Source organism: Streptomyces sp. NBC_01335 (genome assembly GCF_035953295.1).
Classification (GTDB): Bacteria; Actinomycetota; Actinomycetes; order Streptomycetales; family Streptomycetaceae; genus Streptomyces.
The window spans coordinates 1,918,134-1,935,154 of sequence record NZ_CP108370.1 but is presented as its reverse complement, the minus strand read 5'-3'; the positions used below and the strand labels follow the sequence as shown (position 1 = coordinate 1,935,154).

The 17,021-nt window shown below is 71.4% G+C and carries 15 protein-coding genes; 12 read left to right on the top strand and 3 right to left on the bottom strand.

Going from position 1 to position 17,021, the window contains the following annotated elements:
- Positions 1–21: 21 nt before the first annotated feature.
- The 6 genes from ftsZ (at position 22) to OG599_RS07940 (ending at position 5,113) form a co-directional block, all read left to right on the top strand.
- Positions 22–1,233, top strand: coding sequence for a cell division protein FtsZ (ftsZ, locus tag OG599_RS07965; RefSeq protein ID WP_327175247.1), 1,212 nt, complete (start codon positions 22–24; stop codon positions 1,231–1,233).
- 62 nt (positions 1,234–1,295) lie between these two features.
- Positions 1,296–2,081 carry a peptidoglycan editing factor PgeF gene (gene pgeF, locus OG599_RS07960; RefSeq protein WP_327175246.1) on the top strand — a complete coding sequence of 262 codons (786 nt, stop codon included), beginning with the start codon at positions 1,296–1,298 and terminating at the stop codon, positions 2,079–2,081.
- On the top strand, positions 2,078–2,800 hold the full coding sequence (locus tag OG599_RS07955) for a YggS family pyridoxal phosphate-dependent enzyme (protein ID WP_327175245.1): 723 nt from the start codon (positions 2,078–2,080) through the stop codon (positions 2,798–2,800). The genes pgeF and OG599_RS07955 overlap by 4 nt, the downstream gene beginning before the upstream one ends.
- Positions 2,801–2,926: 126 nt before the next feature.
- Entirely contained in the window at positions 2,927–3,544 is a 618-nt protein-coding gene (locus OG599_RS07950; RefSeq protein WP_327175244.1) for a cell division protein SepF, read from the top strand.
- Positions 3,545–3,615: 71 nt separating this feature from the next.
- A complete protein-coding gene (locus tag OG599_RS07945; RefSeq protein ID WP_327175243.1) occupies positions 3,616–3,912 on the top strand; it encodes a YggT family protein in 297 nt (98 codons plus the stop codon).
- 49 nt (positions 3,913–3,961) lie between these two features.
- Positions 3,962–5,113 (top strand): DivIVA domain-containing protein, encoded by a 1,152-nt coding sequence (locus OG599_RS07940; RefSeq protein ID WP_327175242.1) that lies wholly within the window; start codon positions 3,962–3,964, stop codon positions 5,111–5,113.
- A gap of 277 nt (positions 5,114–5,390) precedes the next feature.
- Here the strand turns inward: OG599_RS07940 and ileS are convergent, their stop codons facing one another.
- Positions 5,391–8,534 carry an isoleucine--tRNA ligase gene (gene ileS / locus OG599_RS07935; RefSeq protein ID WP_327175241.1) on the bottom strand — a complete coding sequence of 1,048 codons (3,144 nt, stop codon included), beginning with the start codon at positions 8,532–8,534 and terminating at the stop codon, positions 5,391–5,393.
- A 550-nt stretch (positions 8,535–9,084) separates the two neighbouring features.
- On the opposite strand from ileS, the gene OG599_RS07930 reads away from it, so the two are divergent.
- The 5 genes from OG599_RS07930 (at position 9,085) to OG599_RS07910 (ending at position 13,918) form a co-directional block, all read left to right on the top strand.
- Positions 9,085–9,915, top strand: coding sequence for a TraR/DksA family transcriptional regulator (locus OG599_RS07930; protein ID WP_327175240.1), 831 nt, complete (start codon positions 9,085–9,087; stop codon positions 9,913–9,915).
- Positions 9,916–10,032: 117 nt separating this feature from the next.
- Positions 10,033–10,692, top strand: a complete 660-nt coding sequence (gene lspA / locus OG599_RS07925) for a signal peptidase II (RefSeq protein WP_327175239.1) — start codon at positions 10,033–10,035, stop codon at positions 10,690–10,692.
- 83 nt (positions 10,693–10,775) lie between these two features.
- Positions 10,776–11,717 carry an RluA family pseudouridine synthase gene (locus tag OG599_RS07920; protein WP_327175238.1) on the top strand — a complete coding sequence of 314 codons (942 nt, stop codon included), beginning with the start codon at positions 10,776–10,778 and terminating at the stop codon, positions 11,715–11,717.
- Entirely contained in the window at positions 11,714–12,208 is a 495-nt protein-coding gene (locus OG599_RS07915; RefSeq protein WP_327175237.1) for a GNAT family N-acetyltransferase, read from the top strand. Before OG599_RS07920 ends, OG599_RS07915 begins: the two co-directional genes overlap by 4 nt.
- Positions 12,209–12,331: 123 nt before the next feature.
- Entirely contained in the window at positions 12,332–13,918 is a 1,587-nt protein-coding gene (locus OG599_RS07910; protein ID WP_327175236.1) for a Na+/H+ antiporter, read from the top strand.
- A gap of 75 nt (positions 13,919–13,993) precedes the next feature.
- Here the strand turns inward: OG599_RS07910 and OG599_RS07905 are convergent, their stop codons facing one another.
- Complete coding sequence (locus OG599_RS07905; RefSeq protein ID WP_327175235.1) at positions 13,994–15,136, bottom strand: mechanosensitive ion channel family protein; 1,143 nt, start codon at positions 15,134–15,136, stop codon at positions 13,994–13,996.
- A 37-nt stretch (positions 15,137–15,173) separates the two neighbouring features.
- Here OG599_RS07905 and OG599_RS07900 point away from each other — a divergent pair, with 37 nt between their 5' ends.
- Positions 15,174–15,752: a dienelactone hydrolase family protein gene (locus OG599_RS07900; RefSeq protein ID WP_327179961.1), complete on the top strand. Its 579-nt coding sequence runs from the start codon at positions 15,174–15,176 to the stop codon at positions 15,750–15,752.
- A 60-nt stretch (positions 15,753–15,812) separates the two neighbouring features.
- Here OG599_RS07900 and OG599_RS07895 read toward each other — a convergent pair whose 3' ends face one another.
- Complete coding sequence (locus tag OG599_RS07895; protein WP_327175234.1) at positions 15,813–16,790, bottom strand: zinc metalloprotease; 978 nt, start codon at positions 16,788–16,790, stop codon at positions 15,813–15,815.
- Positions 16,791–17,021: the final 231 nt, after the last annotated feature.

Here is a 17,021-nt window from a genome sequence, read left to right as displayed (position 1 = left end):
TCGAGGCGAGAGGCCTTCGACGTGGCAGCACCGCAGAACTACCTCGCAGTCATCAAGGTCATCGGTGTCGGCGGCGGTGGTGTCAATGCCATCAACCGAATGATCGAGGTCGGTCTCAAGGGCGTCGAGTTCATCGCGATCAACACGGACGCGCAAGCCCTGTTGATGAGCGACGCCGACGTCAAGCTCGACGTCGGCCGTGAACTCACCCGGGGACTCGGCGCCGGGGCCAACCCGGCAGTCGGTCGCAAGGCGGCAGAGGACCACCGTGAAGAGATCGAGGAGGTCCTCAAGGGGGCCGACATGGTCTTCGTCACCGCAGGAGAGGGCGGCGGCACCGGCACCGGCGGCGCACCCGTCGTGGCCAACATCGCCCGCTCGCTGGGCGCCCTGACGATCGGTGTGGTCACCCGCCCGTTCACCTTCGAGGGCCGTCGGCGCGCGAACCAGGCGGAGGACGGCATCGCCGAACTCCGCGAAGAGGTCGACACCCTCATCGTCATCCCCAACGACCGGCTGCTGTCCATCTCGGACCGCCAGGTGAGCGTGCTCGACGCGTTCAAGTCGGCCGACCAGGTACTGCTCTCGGGTGTCCAGGGCATCACCGACCTCATCACCACCCCCGGCCTCATCAACCTCGACTTCGCCGACGTCAAGTCGGTCATGTCCGAGGCGGGTTCGGCGCTCATGGGCATCGGTTCGGCCCGCGGCGACGACCGCGCGGTGGCGGCGGCCGAGATGGCGATCTCCTCGCCCCTCCTGGAGGCGTCCATCGACGGCGCCCGCGGCGTGCTGCTCTCCATCTCCGGCGGCAGCGACCTCGGTCTCTTCGAGATCAACGAGGCCGCCCAGCTGGTGAGCGAGGCGGCGCACCCGGAGGCGAACATCATCTTCGGCGCGGTCATCGACGACGCGCTGGGCGACGAGGTGCGGGTCACCGTGATCGCCGCGGGCTTCGACGGCGGCCAGCCGCCGGCCCGCCGCGAGAACGTGATCGGCGCCTCGTCGGCCAAGCGCGAGGAGCCCGCTCCGCCGTCCCGGCCCGAGCCCGTCCGCCACTCGGCCGGACTCGGTTCCGTACCGCCGCGCGAGGAAGCCCCGGCCCCGGTCGAGGCCGCGCCGGTCGCGAACGACATCTCGCTGCCGCCGGTCTCCCCGCCGCACGTGCCGCCGGCCCGTCCCTACCAGGACACCCAGGCCGAAGAGCTGGACGTACCGGACTTCCTGAAGTGATAGACCGGCACGACGTGGTCCCCGCGCACCTCGCGGGGACCGCGGAGACAGCAGGACCCGCAGTGGACACGTCCGGCGGCGCCGGCGCTCACTTCGCCTTCACCGATCGGTGGGGCGGAGTGAGCGCCGCCCCGTACGCGTCCCTGAACCTCGGCGGCGCGGTCGGAGACGACCCCGCCGCCGTGGTCGCGAACAGGGCGCGTGCGGCCGGCTCCCTCGGGCTCGACCCGGAGCGGGTCGTCTGGATGAACCAGGTGCACGGCCGCGAGGTCGCCGTGGTCGACGGGCCGTGGGGTCCGGGCCGCGAGATCCCCGCGTTGGACGCGCTGGTGACCGCCCGTCGGGCGCTGCCGCTCGCGGTGCTCACCGCCGACTGCGTCCCGGTCCTGATGGCCGACCCGGTCGCCGGGGTCGTCGCGGCGGCGCACGCCGGCCGCCCCGGCCTCGTCGCCGGAGTCGTCCCCGCCGCCGTGGAGGCGATGCTCGCCCTCGGCGCCGAAGCCTCCCGGATCGTCGCCCGCACCGGGCCGGCGGTCTGCGGCGGATGCTACGAAGTCCCGGCCGCGATGCGGGACGAGGTCGCCGGGACCGTCCCCGCCGCGTGGGCCGAGACCCGGTGGGGCACCCCGGCGGTCGACGTCGTCGCCGGAGTCCACTCCCAGCTCGACGCCCTCGGCGTGCGTGACGTACGGCGTTCGCCGTTCTGCACGCGGGAGTCGGACGACCACTTCTCGTACCGCCGCGACCGCACCACCGGAAGGCTCGCCGGATACGTCTGGCTGGACGAGCATGTCGATGAGGGCGGTCAGGACGGCCAGGGCGATCAGGACGACGAGGGCACGGCATGACCGACCGCAGCACGGAACTCGCCGACAACCTGGAGCGGGTGGAGGAACGTATCGCCTCCGCCTGTGCCGCGGCCGGCCGGTCGCGGGACGAGGTCACCCTCATCGTGGTCACCAAGACCTACCCCGCGAGCGACGTGCGGATCCTGCACGGACTCGGTGTGCGTCAGGTGGCAGAGAACCGCGACCAGGACGCTGCCCCCAAGGCTGCGGACTGCTCGGATCTGTCGCTCACTTGGCACTTTGTTGGTCAACTTCAGACCAACAAGGTTCGTTCGGTGACGCGTTATGCCGATGTGGTGCAGTCGATCGACCGGATCAAGCTCGTTTCCGCTCTCTCCACGGCCGCGGCCGGAGAGCGGGAGAGCGAACTCGGCTGTCTGATCCAGGTCGCCCTCGACGCCGGGAACGGCGAGCGCGGCGACCGGGGCGGAGTCGCGCCCGACGGCGTGGAAGCGCTGGCCGACGCGGTGGCGGCGGCACCCGGGCTCCGGCTCGACGGCCTGATGACGGTCGCGCCGCTCGCCGGTCCCTACGCGGGACGGCAACGAGCCGCTTTCGAGCGGCTGATGGAAATCTCATCCCGGCTGCGCGCGGACCATCCGGCTGCGAACATGGTTTCCGCGGGGATGAGTTCGGATCTTGAGGACGCCGTGGCGGCCGGAGCGACACATGTGCGCGTCGGTACTGCGGTACTCGGAGTCCGACCCCGGCTCGGGTAACGTCGCGAAGCAGGTCGGACCACAGCAGAAAATATGGTCATTCCCGCTCATTACGGGACAGACCACCGTGGATCGCTGGCACTTGGTGACGATTGCCGATCCACCACAGAGCGGAGGACTCGGAGCATGGCCGGCGCGATGCGCAAGATGGCGGTCTACCTCGGCCTCGTGGAGGACGATGGGTACGACGGTCCGGGGTTCGACCCCGACGATGAATTCGAACCCGAGCCGGAGCCCGAGCGGGACCGGCGCAGGCATCAGCCCGCGCATCAGGTGGAGCGGGAGCGCGAACGGGACGAACCGGTACGAGTGGTGCAACCCCCCGCACCGCGCGAGCCAGTTCAGCTCCCCGCGGACAGTGTGCGACCCGCCCGGATCGCACCCGTGGCATCCATCACACCTGAGCGCCCCAACCTGGAGAAGAACGCACCCGTGATCATGCCCAAGGTCGTCTCCGAGCGGGAGCCGTACCGCATCACCACGCTGCACCCCCGGACCTACAACGAGGCCCGTACCATCGGGGAACACTTCCGCGAGGGCACTCCGGTGATCATGAACCTCACGGAGATGGACGACACGGATGCAAAGCGACTTGTCGACTTTGCCGCGGGACTCGTCTTCGGACTTCATGGCAGCATTGAGCGCGTGACGCAGAAGGTGTTCCTGTTGTCGCCTGCTAACGTCGATGTCACGGCGGAGGACAAGGCCCGCATTGCAGAGGGCGGGTTCTTCAACCAGAGCTGAGAACGCGACACGGGAACAACCCGGCCGAGAGGCCGGAGCTTACGAGAGCCAGGGGAGAGGGAAGCGCGGTCATGGGCGTCGCACTCGATGTGGTCTACATCGCGCTGATGTGTTTCCTCATCGTGCTGATCTTCCGGCTGGTCATGGACTACGTCTTCCAGTTCGCGCGTTCATGGCAGCCGGGCAAGCCGATGGTGGTCGTTCTTGAGGCCACCTACACTGTCACCGATCCACCGCTCAAGCTCCTGCGGCGGTTGATTCCGCCGCTGCGTCTCGGGGGCGTGGCACTCGACCTGTCCTTCTTCGTTCTGATGATCATCGTCTACATCCTGCTCACCCTCTTGGGCAACATTGCGAGCAGCGTGTGAACGATACGGTCTTGCCGACTGCCGACGACTACGTAGAGGTGAAGAAGAGATGCCGCTGACCCCCGAGGACGTGCGGAACAAGCAGTTCACGACCGTCCGCCTCCGAGAAGGCTATGACGAGGACGAGGTCGATGCCTTCCTCGACGAGGTCGAATCCGAGCTGACGCGACTGCTCCGCGAGAACGAGGACCTGCGCGCCAAGCTGGCCGCCGCGACGCGTGCCGCCGCGCAGAACCAGCAGCAGCAGGCCATGCGCAAGCCCCCGGAGCAGCAGCAGGAGAGGCCCGGGGCTCCCGTGCCCGCCGCCATATCGGGTCCGCCGGTCCAGCAGCAGCCCCCGCAGATGGGTCCGCCGCAGCTGCCCGCCGGTCCCAGTGGCCACGGCCCCCAGCAGGGTCAGCACGGTCCCGGTCCGCAGGGCCAGCACGGCCCCGGCCCGATGCAGGGCGGCCCGATGGGCGGTCCCATGGGCGGCACGATGGGTGGCCCCATGGGTCACGCCCCGCAGCAGATGCAGCAGCAGATGCAGCCCATGCAGCAGATGCAGCAGCCGATGCAGCAGATGCAGCAGCCCGGCCAGGGCCCCGGCGGCGACAGCGCCGCCCGTGTCCTGTCGCTGGCTCAGCAGACCGCCGACCAGGCGATCGCGGAGGCCCGTTCCGAGGCCAACAAGATCGTCGGCGAGGCGCGCAGCCGCGCCGAGGGTCTGGAGCGCGACGCACGGGCGAAGGCCGACGCGCTGGAGCGGGACGCGCAGGAGAAGCACCGCGTGGCGATGGGCTCGCTGGAGTCGGCCCGCGCGACGCTGGAGCGCAAGGTCGAGGACCTGCGCGGCTTCGAGCGCGAGTACCGCACCCGCCTGAAGTCGTACCTGGAGAGCCAGCTGCGCCAGCTGGAGACCCAGGCCGACGACTCGCTGGCTCCGCCGCGTACCCCCGCCGCCGCGTCGCTGCCGCCGTCGCCCTCGCTGGCTCCGGCCGGTGCCGGTGCGATGGGTCACGGCATGGGCTCCGGCAACCACGGCGGCCCGTCCATGGGCGGCAACCCGTCCATGGGTCCCGGACCGTCGTTCGGTGGGCAGCAGCAGATGTCGCCCGCGATGACGCAGCCGATGGCACCGGTACGGCCGCAGGCGCCGCAGCCGATGCAGCAGGCTCCGTCGCCGATGCGCGGCTTCCTCATCGACGAGGACGACAACTGACCGGCTCGCGCTCGCTGAGCGCGTAGCCGTCGGCAGGCTGAGGGCCGGGCCCCGGGGATCTCCCCGGGGCCCGGCCCTTTTTCGCGTACCGGCGGCCGGGCGGCTTCCGGTCGGTGGCCCGGAACCGGATGCAATGCGCCTGGAGTCGGGCGAATCAACTCGGATGCGTATGAATCACCCTGAAGTGGGACAGGAGTTGCCGAAGCTCCCGGGGCCTCCCGAGGAACGCCGAAGGCCCGGCGGGAAGATCCGCCGGGCCTTCGGAGAGGTCGTGCCGTCAGTGCTTGCGGAGGCGGAAGCTCAGGCCCAGGCCCTCGTCCTCGAACGGGGTGCCGTACGAGTCGTCCGCGTCGCCCTGGGCGTAGTCCAGGGCGAGCACCTCGTCCGCGATCAGCGAGGCGTGCTCGGTGAGCGCCTCCACCGTGGCGGCCGCGTCGGAGGTCCAGCGCACCGCGATCCGGTCCGCCACGTCCAGGCCACTGTTCTTGCGGGCCTCCTGGATCAGCCGGATCGCGTCACGGGCGAGGCCCGCGCGGCGCAGCTCCGGGGTGATCTCCAGGTCCAGGGCTACCGTGGCGCCGGAGTCGGAGGCCACCGACCAGCCCTCGCGCGGGGTCTCGGTGATGATGACCTCGTCCGGCGTCAGCGAGACCGTCTCGCCGTCCACCTCGACCGACGCGGTGCCCTCGCGCAGCGCCTGCGAGAGCGCGGCGGCGTCGGCGTTCGCGACGGCCTTGGCGACCGCCTGCACGCCCTTGCCGAAACGCTTGCCCAGCGCACGGAAGTTGGCCTTCGCCGTGGTGTCGACCAGCGAGCCGCCCACCTCGGAGAGGGAGGCCACCGAGGAGACGTTCAGCTCCTCGGTGATCTGCGCGTGCAGTTCGGCGGAGAGCGTCTCGAAGCCGGCCGCCGCGACCAGCGCGCGGGAGAGCGGCTGACGGGTCTTCACGCCCGACTCGGCGCGGGTGGCCCGGCCGAGCTCCACCAGCCGGCGCACCAGCGCCATCCGGGTGGAGAGCTCGGGGTCGACCGCCGAGGCGTCGGCCACCGGCCAGGAGGAGAGGTGCACCGACTCGGGGGCGTCCGGCGTCACCGGGACCACCAGGTCCTGCCAGACCCGCTCGGTGATGAACGGGGTCAGCGGGGCCATCAGACGGGTCACCGTCTCGACGACCTCGTGCAGCGTGCGCAGCGCGGCCTTGTCGCCCTGCCAGAAGCGGCGGCGCGAGCGGCGGACGTACCAGTTGGACAGGTCGTCGACGAACGAGGAGAGCAGCTTGCCCGCCCGCTGGGTGTCGAAGCCGTCCAGCGCCGTGGTCACCTGGCCCACCAGGGCGTTGAGTTCACTCAGCAGCCAGCGGTCCAGGACCGTGCGGTCCGCCGGCGCCGGGTCGGCCGCCGAGGGCGCCCAACCGGACGTACGGGCGTACAGCGCCTGGAAGGCGACCGTGTTCCAGTACGTCAGGAGCGTCTTGCGGACGACCTCCTGGATCGTGCCGTGGCCGACGCGCCGGGCCGCCCACGGCGAACCGCCCGCGGCCATGAACCAGCGCACCGCGTCGGCGCCGTGCTGGTCCATCAGCGGGATCGGGTCGAGGGTGTTGCCCAGGTGCTTGGACATCTTCCGGCCGTCCTCGGCGAGGATGTGGCCGAGGCAGACCACGTTCTCGTAGGAGGACTGGTCGAAGACGAGGGTGCCGACCGCCATCAGCGTGTAGAACCAGCCACGCGTCTGGTCGATGGCCTCCGAGATGAACTGCGCCGGGTAGCGGCTCTCGAAGGTCTCCTTGTTCTTGTACGGGTAGCCCCACTGCGCGAACGGCATCGAACCCGAGTCGTACCAGGCGTCGATGACCTCGGGGACGCGGTACGCCTCCAGCTGGCAGTTCGCCTCGGAGCAGGTGAACGTGATCGCGTCGACGAACGGCCGGTGCGGGTCGAGGCCCGACTGGTCGCTGCCGGTCAGCTCGGACAGCTCGGCGCGCGAGCCCACGCAGGTCAGGTGGCCGTCCTCGCAGCGCCAGATCGGCAGCGGGGTGCCCCAGTAGCGGTTGCGGGAGAGCGCCCAGTCGACGTTGTTGTGCAGCCAGTCGCCGAAGCGGCCGTTCTTCACCGAGTCCGGGAACCAGTTGGTCTTCTCGTTCTCGGCGAGGAGACGGTCCTTGACGGCGGTGGTGCGGATGTACCAGGACGGCTGCGCGTAGTAGAGCAGCGCGGTGTGGCAGCGCCAGCAGTGCGGATAGCTGTGCTCGTACGGGACGTGGCGGAAGAGCTTGCCGCGGGCGGCCAGGTCCTCGGTCAGGGTCTCGTCGGCCTTCTTGAAGAAGACCCCGCCGACCAGCGGCAGGTCCTCCTCGAACGTGCCGTCCGGGCGCACCGGGTTGACCACCGGCAGACCGTACGCCTTGCAGACCAGGAGGTCGTCGGCGCCGAACGCGGGGGACTGGTGGACCAGACCCGTACCGTCCTCGGTGGTGACGTACTCGGCGTTGACGACGAAGTGCGCCTCGGCGGGGAACTCGATCAGGTCGAAGGGGCGCTCGTAGGTCCAGCGCTCCATCTCCCGGCCGGTGAAGGACTCACCGGTGAGCTCCCAGCCCTCGCCGAGCGCCTTCTCGACCAGCGGACGCGCCACGACGAGACGCTCCTCGCCGTCGGTCGCCACGACGTACTCGACCTCGGGGTGGGCGGCGACCGCGGTGTTGGAGACCAGCGTCCACGGAGTGGTCGTCCAGACCAGCAGCGCCGCCCGGCCGGCCAGCGGGCCGGAGGTCAGCGGGAAGCGGACGAAGACCGACGGGTCGACGACCGTCTCGTACCCCTGCGCCAGCTCGTGGTCGGAGAGGCCGGTGCCGCAGCGCGGGCACCACGGGGCGACGCGGTGCGACTGGACCAGCAGGTCCTTGTCGAAGATCTTCTTCAGCGACCACCAGACGGAGTCGACGTACTCCGGGTCCATGGTCCGGTACGCGTCGTCCATGTCGACCCAGTACCCCATGCGGGTCGTCAGGTCGGAGAAGGCGTCGGTGTGACGGGTCACGGACTCGCGGCACTTGGCGTTGAACTCGGCGATGCCGTACGCCTCGATGTCCTTCTTGCCGCTGAAGCCCAGCTCCTTCTCGACCGCGAGCTCGACCGGCAGGCCGTGGCAGTCCCAGCCGGCCTTCCGGCCGACGTGGTAGCCCTGCATCGTGCGGAAGCGCGGAAAGACGTCCTTGAAGACGCGGGCTTCGATGTGGTGGGCGCCGGGCATGCCGTTGGCGGTCGGCGGGCCCTCGTAGAAGACCCACTCGGGGCGGCCCTCGGACTGTTCGAGGCTCTTGGCGAAGACCTTGCCCTCGCGCCAGAAGTCGAGCACGGCGTGCTCCAGCGCGGGCAGGTCGACCTGAGCGGGGACCGGGCGGTACTGCGGCGATGTCATGTTCGGGTTTCCTCCGGCGGACGTCTTCCCACTTCCGTCGGAGGGACGAGAGCGCTGGGCTCCCGCGGTACCACCCTCCTTGGCCCCGGGCGCGTGCCCGTGGCCCCCTCATTGGGGTGCGATGCCGGGTCTACTTGCCTGCCTGCGGCGTTCTTCCGACGGCTCCGGGGTGATCTTCACGACGCGCTCGCCCCCGGGCTTCCACCGTCCCCGGGTCGCTCTGGGCTGCGTACGACGCTACTCGTCCCATCCATGCCTCTCGCTGCGCCCAGTGTACGGGGCCGGGGGTGAGGAGTCCGACCGGTTTCGCGCCGGGCGCCCACGGCCCCGTCACTGACCCGAATGGCGCGTCGGGCGCCCGCGGAACGCGCGGCTCGGCCGCGCGGCGGAATACCCGGCGGGGAGCTGGGCACAACGGATGCAGGCGGGCCGAGTCCGGGTGCGGGGAGGGGTGGGAGGGCGGCGTGCCCCGTTGCCGCGGGTCATGGGTCGATTTATCGTCCCAGCACGATCCGCGAGCAGGATCACCCTAGGTGAAGGGGCCGCGCCCATGGTGGCGAAGAAGACCGTCGAACGGACGACCGCGTCAGCGACTTCCGAGGACGCGGCGGACGACTGGACGGGCGAGGGGAGCGGCGCGGAAGCCGGGAGCGGCCACGGCGCGACGGAGGCGAAGGCGGCCGCGAAGAAGGCGGCCGCGGCGACGACGGCGACCGGAAAGGCGACGGCCGGGAAGAAGCCGGCGAAGAAGGCCGCCGCCAAGAAGGCCGCCGCGAAGAAGACCGCATCCGGGAAGACCCCCGCGAAGAAGAGCGCGGCCCGCACGAGCACGGCGAAGAAGGCCGTACCAGCGGCCACGGAGGCGGCCGACGCCGCCCGGCAGACAGGAGAGCAGACGGTGGCAGCCAAGAAGACCGCGGCCCGGGCGGCGTCCGGCGGACCGAGCGCGACCGCGGTGCCCCCGGCACGCGTGGCGACCGCACCCGGGGAGCTGGCCGTCCGGCCGGGGGAGGACCCCTGGACGCCGGAGGAGGTCGCCGAGGCGCGGGCCGAACTCACCGGCGAGGCCACCCGGCTCCGTACCGAGCTGGAGGCCTCCGGCGCGGCCCTCGCCGGGCTGATGCGCGACTCCGGCGACGGGGCCGGCGACGACGAGGCCGACACCGGTACGAAGAACATCACCCGCGAGCACGAGCTCTCGCTCGCCGCCCACGCCCAGGAGACGCTGGAGCAGACCGAACGCGCCCTGGCCCGCATGGACGCCGGGACCTACGGCCTCTGCGAGGTCTGCGGCAAACCCATCGGCAAGGCCCGCATGCAGGCGTTCCCCCGCGCCACCCTCTGCGTGGAGGACAAGCAGAAGCAGGAGAGACGCGGCTGACCCTCCGGGGCGCTCCGTGTCGTACCCTCGTCCTCAATCGGCACCAAGGCCGTGACTGGTCGCCCCCGCCGGGCGGCCGGGCGTGCGGTACCGGACACGACCAGGTTGAGGATTCACGTGGCAGAGGCGGAGCGCACCATCGAAACGCCGGAGACCCCCGACGCCGGAGGGGCCGGGGAGACCGGGCCCCTCACGCCCGCCGACGGCACCGCCCAGGGCGCGGCCGACGGCACCGCGGCGTCCGAGGAGACCGGGGCGCCGGAGGGCGGCGCCACCGCCGTCGCGGGCAAGGGCAGGCGACGGCTCTTCGCGCTCTTCACCGTGGCCGTCGTGGCGTACCTCCTCGACCTGATCAGCAAGACGCTCGTCGTCGCGAAGCTGGAGCACCACGACTCCGTCGAGATCATCGGCGACTGGCTGAAGCTGGAGGCGGTCCGCAACCCCGGCGCCGCGTTCTCCATGGGCGAGGCGTTCACGGTGGTCTTCACCGTCATCGCCGCGGCTGTGATCGTCGTCATCATCCGGCTCGCCCGCAAGCTCCGCAGCCTGCCCTGGGCGATCGCCCTCGGCCTGCTGCTCGGAGGGGCGCTCGGCAACCTCACCGACCGCCTCTTCCGCGCGCCGGGCGTCTTCAAGGGCGCGGTGGTGGACTTCATCTCACCGGCGCACTTCGCGGTCTTCAACCTGGCCGACTCTGCGATCGTCTGCGGAGGCATCCTCATCGTGCTCCTCTCCTTCCGGGGACTGGACCCGGACGGCACCGTCCACAAGGACTGAGCCGCAGACGGCGGTCACCGTCCACGACGGCCGGGGAAGCTCGCCGGTCACAGCACCGGTGGCCGCAAGGCATACTCGACCAGGTGAGTACGCACCCCGAGATCCGAACCCTGCCCGTGCCCGACGGCCTGGAGGGCGAGCGCGTCGACGCCGCCATCTCCAGGATGTTCGGGTTCTCCCGCACCAAGGCCGCCGAGCTGGCCGCCGCCGGAAAGGTGCAGGTGGACGGGTCGGTGGCCGGGAAGTCCGACCGGGTCCAGGGCGGTGCCTGGATGGAGGTCGAGATGCCGCAGGCGGCTCCCCCGGTCCAGATCGTCGCCGAGCCCGTCGAGGGCATGGAGATCGTGCACGACGACGACGACATCGTCGTCATCGTGAAGCCGGTCGGCGTCGCCGCCCACCCCAGCCCCGGCTGGACCGGTACCACCGTCATCGGCGGTCTCGCCGCGGCCGGGTACCGCATCTCCACCTCGGGGGCCGCCGAGCGCCAGGGCATCGTGCACCGGCTCGACGTGGGCACCTCGGGGCTGATGGTCGTGGCCAAGTCGGAGCGCGCGTACACCCTGCTGAAGGCGCAGTTCCGCGACCGCGTCGTGGAGAAGAAGTACCACGCGCTGGTGCAGGGCCACCCGGACCCGATGAGCGGCACCATCGACGCCCCCATCGGCCGTCACCCGAACCACGACTACAAGTGGGCCGTGGTCCAGGAGGGCAAGCCCTCCGTGACGCACTACGACCTCATCGAGGCGTACCGTGCCGCGAGCCTGCTCGACATCAAGCTGGAGACGGGCCGTACGCACCAGATCCGCGTGCACATGTCCGCCCACCGCCACCCCTGCGTCGGCGACCTCACCTACGGTGCGGACCCCACCATGGCCAAGCGCCTCGGCCTGACCCGGCAGTGGCTGCACGCCGTCCGGCTCGGCTTCGAACACCCCTCGGACGGCAGCTGGGTCGAGTTCGCCAGCTCCTACCCGGCCGACCTGCAGAAGGCCCTCGACACGATCGCCGCGGAGAGCGAATGACCACCGGCACCACCCCGTACACCGCCCGGCGGACACGCGACGAGATCGACCGCGCGGCCTGCTTCCAGGTCCGCAAGGACGTCTTCGTCGGTGAGCAGGGGGTGCCCGAGGACCTGGAGTACGACGCGTACGACCGGCCCGAGGCCACCACGGTGCACGTCATAGCGGTCACCGAGGACGGCACGGCGCTCGGCACCGGCCGGCTGCTGCACGGCGAGGCGGCGGCCGGGAAGACCGGCGGCGACCTCACCGTCGGCTCGCTGGGCCGGCTCGCCGTGGCCGAGTCGGCCCGCGGCCTCGGCGTGGGCGCCGCGCTGGTCCGCGCCGTCGAGGACGAGGCACGGCTGCTCGGTCTGGCCGCGGTCGACCTGCACGCCCAGACCCACGCCCTCGGCTTCTACGAGCGCCTCGGCTACCAGGTGTACGGCCCCGAGTTCCTGGACGCGGGGATAGCGCACCGCGCCATGCGCCGCACCCTCGCGGAGCAGTAGGACGGCGTCCCGCCGTCCCGGCAGGGGGTGTCACCGCACCTCGCCGACCCGGCGTGACAGGGTGGAGCTCCCGCCCGGCCGCGCGCCGGGCGGGAGCTCTGCATCCTGCGGAAGGCGCTCCACGTGGACCAGATGGCACTGCTCCTGCTGCTCCTGCTGGGAGCCGTGATCACGGTGCCGGTGGGAGAGCGGCTGGGGCTGCCGGCCCCGGTGCTGATGACGCTCATCGGGGTGGGGATGGCCTTCCTGCCCTTCGTGCCCAACGTCGACATCCCGCCGGAGATCATCCTCCCCGCGCTGCTGCCGCCGCTGCTCTACGCCTCCGTGCAGCGCACCTCCTGGCGGCAGTTCGCGGCCAACAAACGGCCGATCTTCCTGCTCGCGGTCGCCCTGGTCTTCGTGACGACGGCGGCGGTCGCGGCCGTCGCCGACGCCGTCGTGCCCGGACTTCCCCTCGCCGCCGCCGTGGCGCTCGGCGCGCTCGTCGCGCCGCCCGACCCGGTGGCCGCCACGGCCGTCGCCGGCTCGCTCGGGCTGCCCCGGCGGCTGATCTCCATCCTGGAGGGCGAGGGCCTCTTCAACGACGTGACCGCGATCGTGCTCTACCACGTGGCCATCGCGGCGGCGGTGTCCGGCACCTTCTCGCTGCCGGAGGCCTTCGGGCTGCTGGTCCTGTCGGCCGTGGTCGCGGTGGCGGTCGGACTCGCGCTCGGCTGGCTCACCCTCAAGCTGATGGGGCTCCTCGGAGACGCCACGCTCCAGGTCGGCCTCACCCTGCTCGTACCGTTCATCGCCTACGTCCTGTCCGAGGAGCTGATGGGCTCCGGCGTCCTCGCGGTGCTCACCGTCGCGCTCTTCCTCGCCGAGCACACCGCGGACGCCGACGACGTGCTGGGCCGGCTCACCGGGCGGACCTTCTGGAACATCGTCGACACCCTGGTCACCGGGATCGCCTTCGGGCTCATCGGGCTGGAACTCAGCAGCGTCTTCGGCACCGCCGACGGGCGGCAATGGCGGATGGCGGGCTGGGGGCTCACGATCGTCGCCGTGGTCATCGGCGTACGCCTGCTCTGGCTGCTGCCCGCGACCTGGCTCGCCAAGAAGCTGCACACCCTGCGCGACGTCAGCGAGGAGATCCCGACCAGCTGGCGGGAGACGGTCGTCATGTGGTGGGCGGGGATGCGCGGGGTGGCCTCCGTGGCGCTGGCCCTCGCCGTCCCGCTGAAGACCGACGACGGCGAGCCGTTCCCGGGCCGCGACGAGATCGTCTTCATCGCCTTCGCGGTCATCATGGCGACCCTCGTCTTCCAGGGGCTCACGCTGCCCTGGCTGGTGCGCCGGCTCGGCGTCCGGGCCGACACCGACGCCGAACGGGAGCTGGAGAGGCGACTCGCCATCCGTGCCGCGAAGGCGGCCAAGGCGCGGCTGAAGGAGATCCAGCAGGTGGAGGAGTTCCCCGAGGACGTGCTGGAGCGGCTCCAGCGCGCCGCCTACGACATCGGTGCGCGCATCAGCCCCGACATGGTGGACGACGAGCGGCGCGACGCGTACGCCCAGCGGGCGAAGCGGTTCAAGGAGGTCACCCGCATCCAGCGGGAACTGCTGTCCGCCGCCCGCCACGAGGTCCTCTCGGCCCGCAGCGAGGCCGGTTCCAACCCGGAGGTGGTCGACCGGGTGCTGCGCTTCCTGGACGTGCGCAGCCTGCGCTGAGCGCGTCCACGGGTGATCCGGGCGCGGACGGGCGGCGCGGGTGGGCGGGGCGAGGCTGCGGTCGGCCGCGGCCGGTCAGCCGCGGCCGGTGTGCGGGGCCGGGTGCGGGGCCGGCTCCTTGCCGTTGCGGCGGACGGACGCGGCCGTACGGGAGGTCAGCTCCGGCCACTGGTCGGCCGCCACGAGCGTGGCGGGGGCCGTGGCGACGCGGGGCAGGGCGTACGGATGGTGGTCCCGGAGCCAGGCGATCAGCTGCTCGCGCACCGCGCACCGGACCGTCCAGATGTCGTCGGCGTCCTTCGCCGTGACCACCGCGCGCACCTGGATCGTGGTCGGGGTGGTGTCCGTCACCGCGAGCGACCAGGTCCGGCCGTCCCAGGCCCCGCACTCGCCGAGGATGTCGCGCATCTTGTCCCGCATCGCGGCCATCGGCGCCGCGTGGTCCAGGTGGAAGTAGACGGTGCCGGTCATCTGGACCCCGCCGCGCGACCAGTTCTCGAACGGGCGGCTGGTGAAGTACGACACCGGCATGGTGATCCGGCGCTCGTCCCAGGTGCGTACGGCGAGGAAGGTCAGGGTGATCTCCTCCACGGTGCCCCACTCGCCGTCCACCACCACGGTGTCGCCGAGGCGCACCATGTCGCCGAAGGCGATCTGGAACCCGGCGAAGACGTTGCCGAGGGTCGACTGGGCGGCGACACCGGCGACGATGCCGAGCACACCGGCCGAGGCCAGCATCGAGGTGCCGACGGTCTGCATCGCCGGGAAGGTGAGCAGCATCGCGGCGACCGCGACCGTGGTCACCACGGCGATGACCACCCGCTGGATCAGCGTCACCTGGGTGCGCACGCGGCGGACCCGGGCGGGATCGCGGGTGGAGGTGGCGTACCGGGCATAACTGGATTCCACGACGGTCGCCGCCACCCGGACCACCAGCCAGGCCGAGGCGCCGATCAGGACCAGGCTCAGCACCTGGCCGATCGCCTCCCGGTGGTCGCGCACCAGCTCCAGCCGCAGATGGGCGAAGGTGCCGCGCAGCAGGGCCGCGCAGATCACCACCTGGAGGGGTGGCCGGCAGCGGCGCAGCAGCCCCCACAGCGGCGTGTCCGGGTGCCGGACGTCGGCCCGCCGCAGAGCGAAGTCCACCAGCCAGCCGACCAGCAGCGTGACCACCACCGAACCACCGACGATCAGCAGCGGGCGCAGCACGTTCTCCATCCTCGTGTCCTCCGGGGTCCGGGTGGCAGCTGGCACCATGGGCGGCATGAACATCATGCTTTTCCACTCGACCTACGGGCTCCGGCCCGCGGTGCACGCCGCTGCCGACCGGCTCCGAGCAGCCGGCCATGAGGTGCGCGTGCCCGATCTGTTCGAGGGGCACACCTTTGAAACGCAGGCGGAGGCGCAGGCGTACCGGGAGGAGCTGGGCAAGGACGAGCTGCTCAAGCGGGCGGTCCTGGCCGCCGCGCCCTACTCGGAGCAGGGCCTCGTCTACGCGGGCTTCTCGCTGGGCGCGGCCGTCGCGCAGACCCTCGCCCTCGGCGACGAGAAGGCGCGCGGGCTGCTCCTCTTCCACGGCACCTCGGACCTCGCGGAGAACGCGAGCACGGACGAGCTCCCGGTCCAGCTGCACGTCGCCGACCCGGACGCCTCGGAGACGCCCGACTGGCTGAACAGCTGGTACCTGGAGATGCGGCGGGCCGGGGCGGACGTGGAGATCTACCGCTACCCCGGCGCCGGACACCTCTTCACCGACGACGGGCTGCCCGACTACGACGAGAAGGCGGCCGAGCTGGCGTGGAAGGTCGCGCTGGGCTTCCTGGCGACCCTCTGAGGTGCCGTGCCCCCGGGCCGCGGACATGGCCCGGGGCCCGGGGGCGGACGGACGGGTGGCTCAGCCGCGGTAGGCGGTCCAGCTGTCGCTCATGCGCTGCACCTGGCCGGGGGTGAACTGGTACATGCAGGAGTCGTACGTGTAGTCCATGAAGTTGTGGATCGGGTCGACCCCGGTCTTGTTGGTGCAGGTGTCCCGCCCGGTCGGGCACTCGTACGCCTCGGTCTTCTCGGCCGGGGTGTCGGCGACGTAGTCCCCGTTTCCGTTACAGCCGCCCTGGAAGGTGTGGTAGAGCCCCATCCAGTGGCCGACCTCGTGGGTGGCGGTGTCGCCCTCGTCGTAGTGGGTGGCGGCGCCGCCCGGCAGCGAGGTGTCGAGGATCACCACGCCGTCCATGCTCGGGCTGGACGTGTAGGAGCTCGGGAAGGTCGCCCAGCCGAGCAGGCCGCCGCCGAGGTTGGCGGTGTAGATGTTGAGGGCGTTGGCCCCGCCCTTGCGCAGGGCGCTCTTCATCGCCTTCTCGGCGCTGGAACCGGAGCCCACGTTGTACCAGGTGGCGTTGTCGGTGTAGTCCGTGCCCGCCAGGGTGAAGCTGAAGCCGGTGGCGGTGTTGCCCGTACCGGCTCCGGAGTACGCGCTGTTGAGCACGCTCATCTGGGAGCTGATGGCGCTCGCCGACAGTTTTCCGGTGGTGCCCGAGTGGATGACGTGGAAGTACACCGGTATCGAGGCGCCGGCCGCCAGCGCGCTGACCCCGGCCGAGCGGCGTTCGGCGAGTCTGGTGCGCAGGTCCGCGTCCATCGTCTGTGCCGCGGCGGTGCTGACGGCGTTGGGCTCGTGCGCCGTGGCGCCCGCCCCGGGGCGGGCCTGGCGTGCGAGGGCGGACGTCGTGTCGTCGGCGCAGGCGGTGGCCGCCGGAGCGGCGGAGGCGTTGACCGGGGAGGCGGACACCGGGGTCAGGGCCAGGGTTCCGGCCAGGGCGGCGGTGGCGAGCAGGCGGCGACGCACGTGGGGGGAGGTCGGGAAGAGAGCGCGCACGGGGACTCCTCGAGGACGTGCGGGCGGGGGATTTCCCCACCCGCTCCGCCGGGAGATTACGTGTGCATGTCATGCCTGGGGGAGTGTTCTTCCGGCCTGTTCACCGTGGGACGGGTGGGTTTCCCGGGCGGGCGGGGCCTTTCCCGCGTACGCCCCCGAAGCGAATCCGTAACCCGGCCGTCGACGCCGCGGGCGGTGTGTCCGCAAAGGGGCGCCCCGGCCGTGACCTCC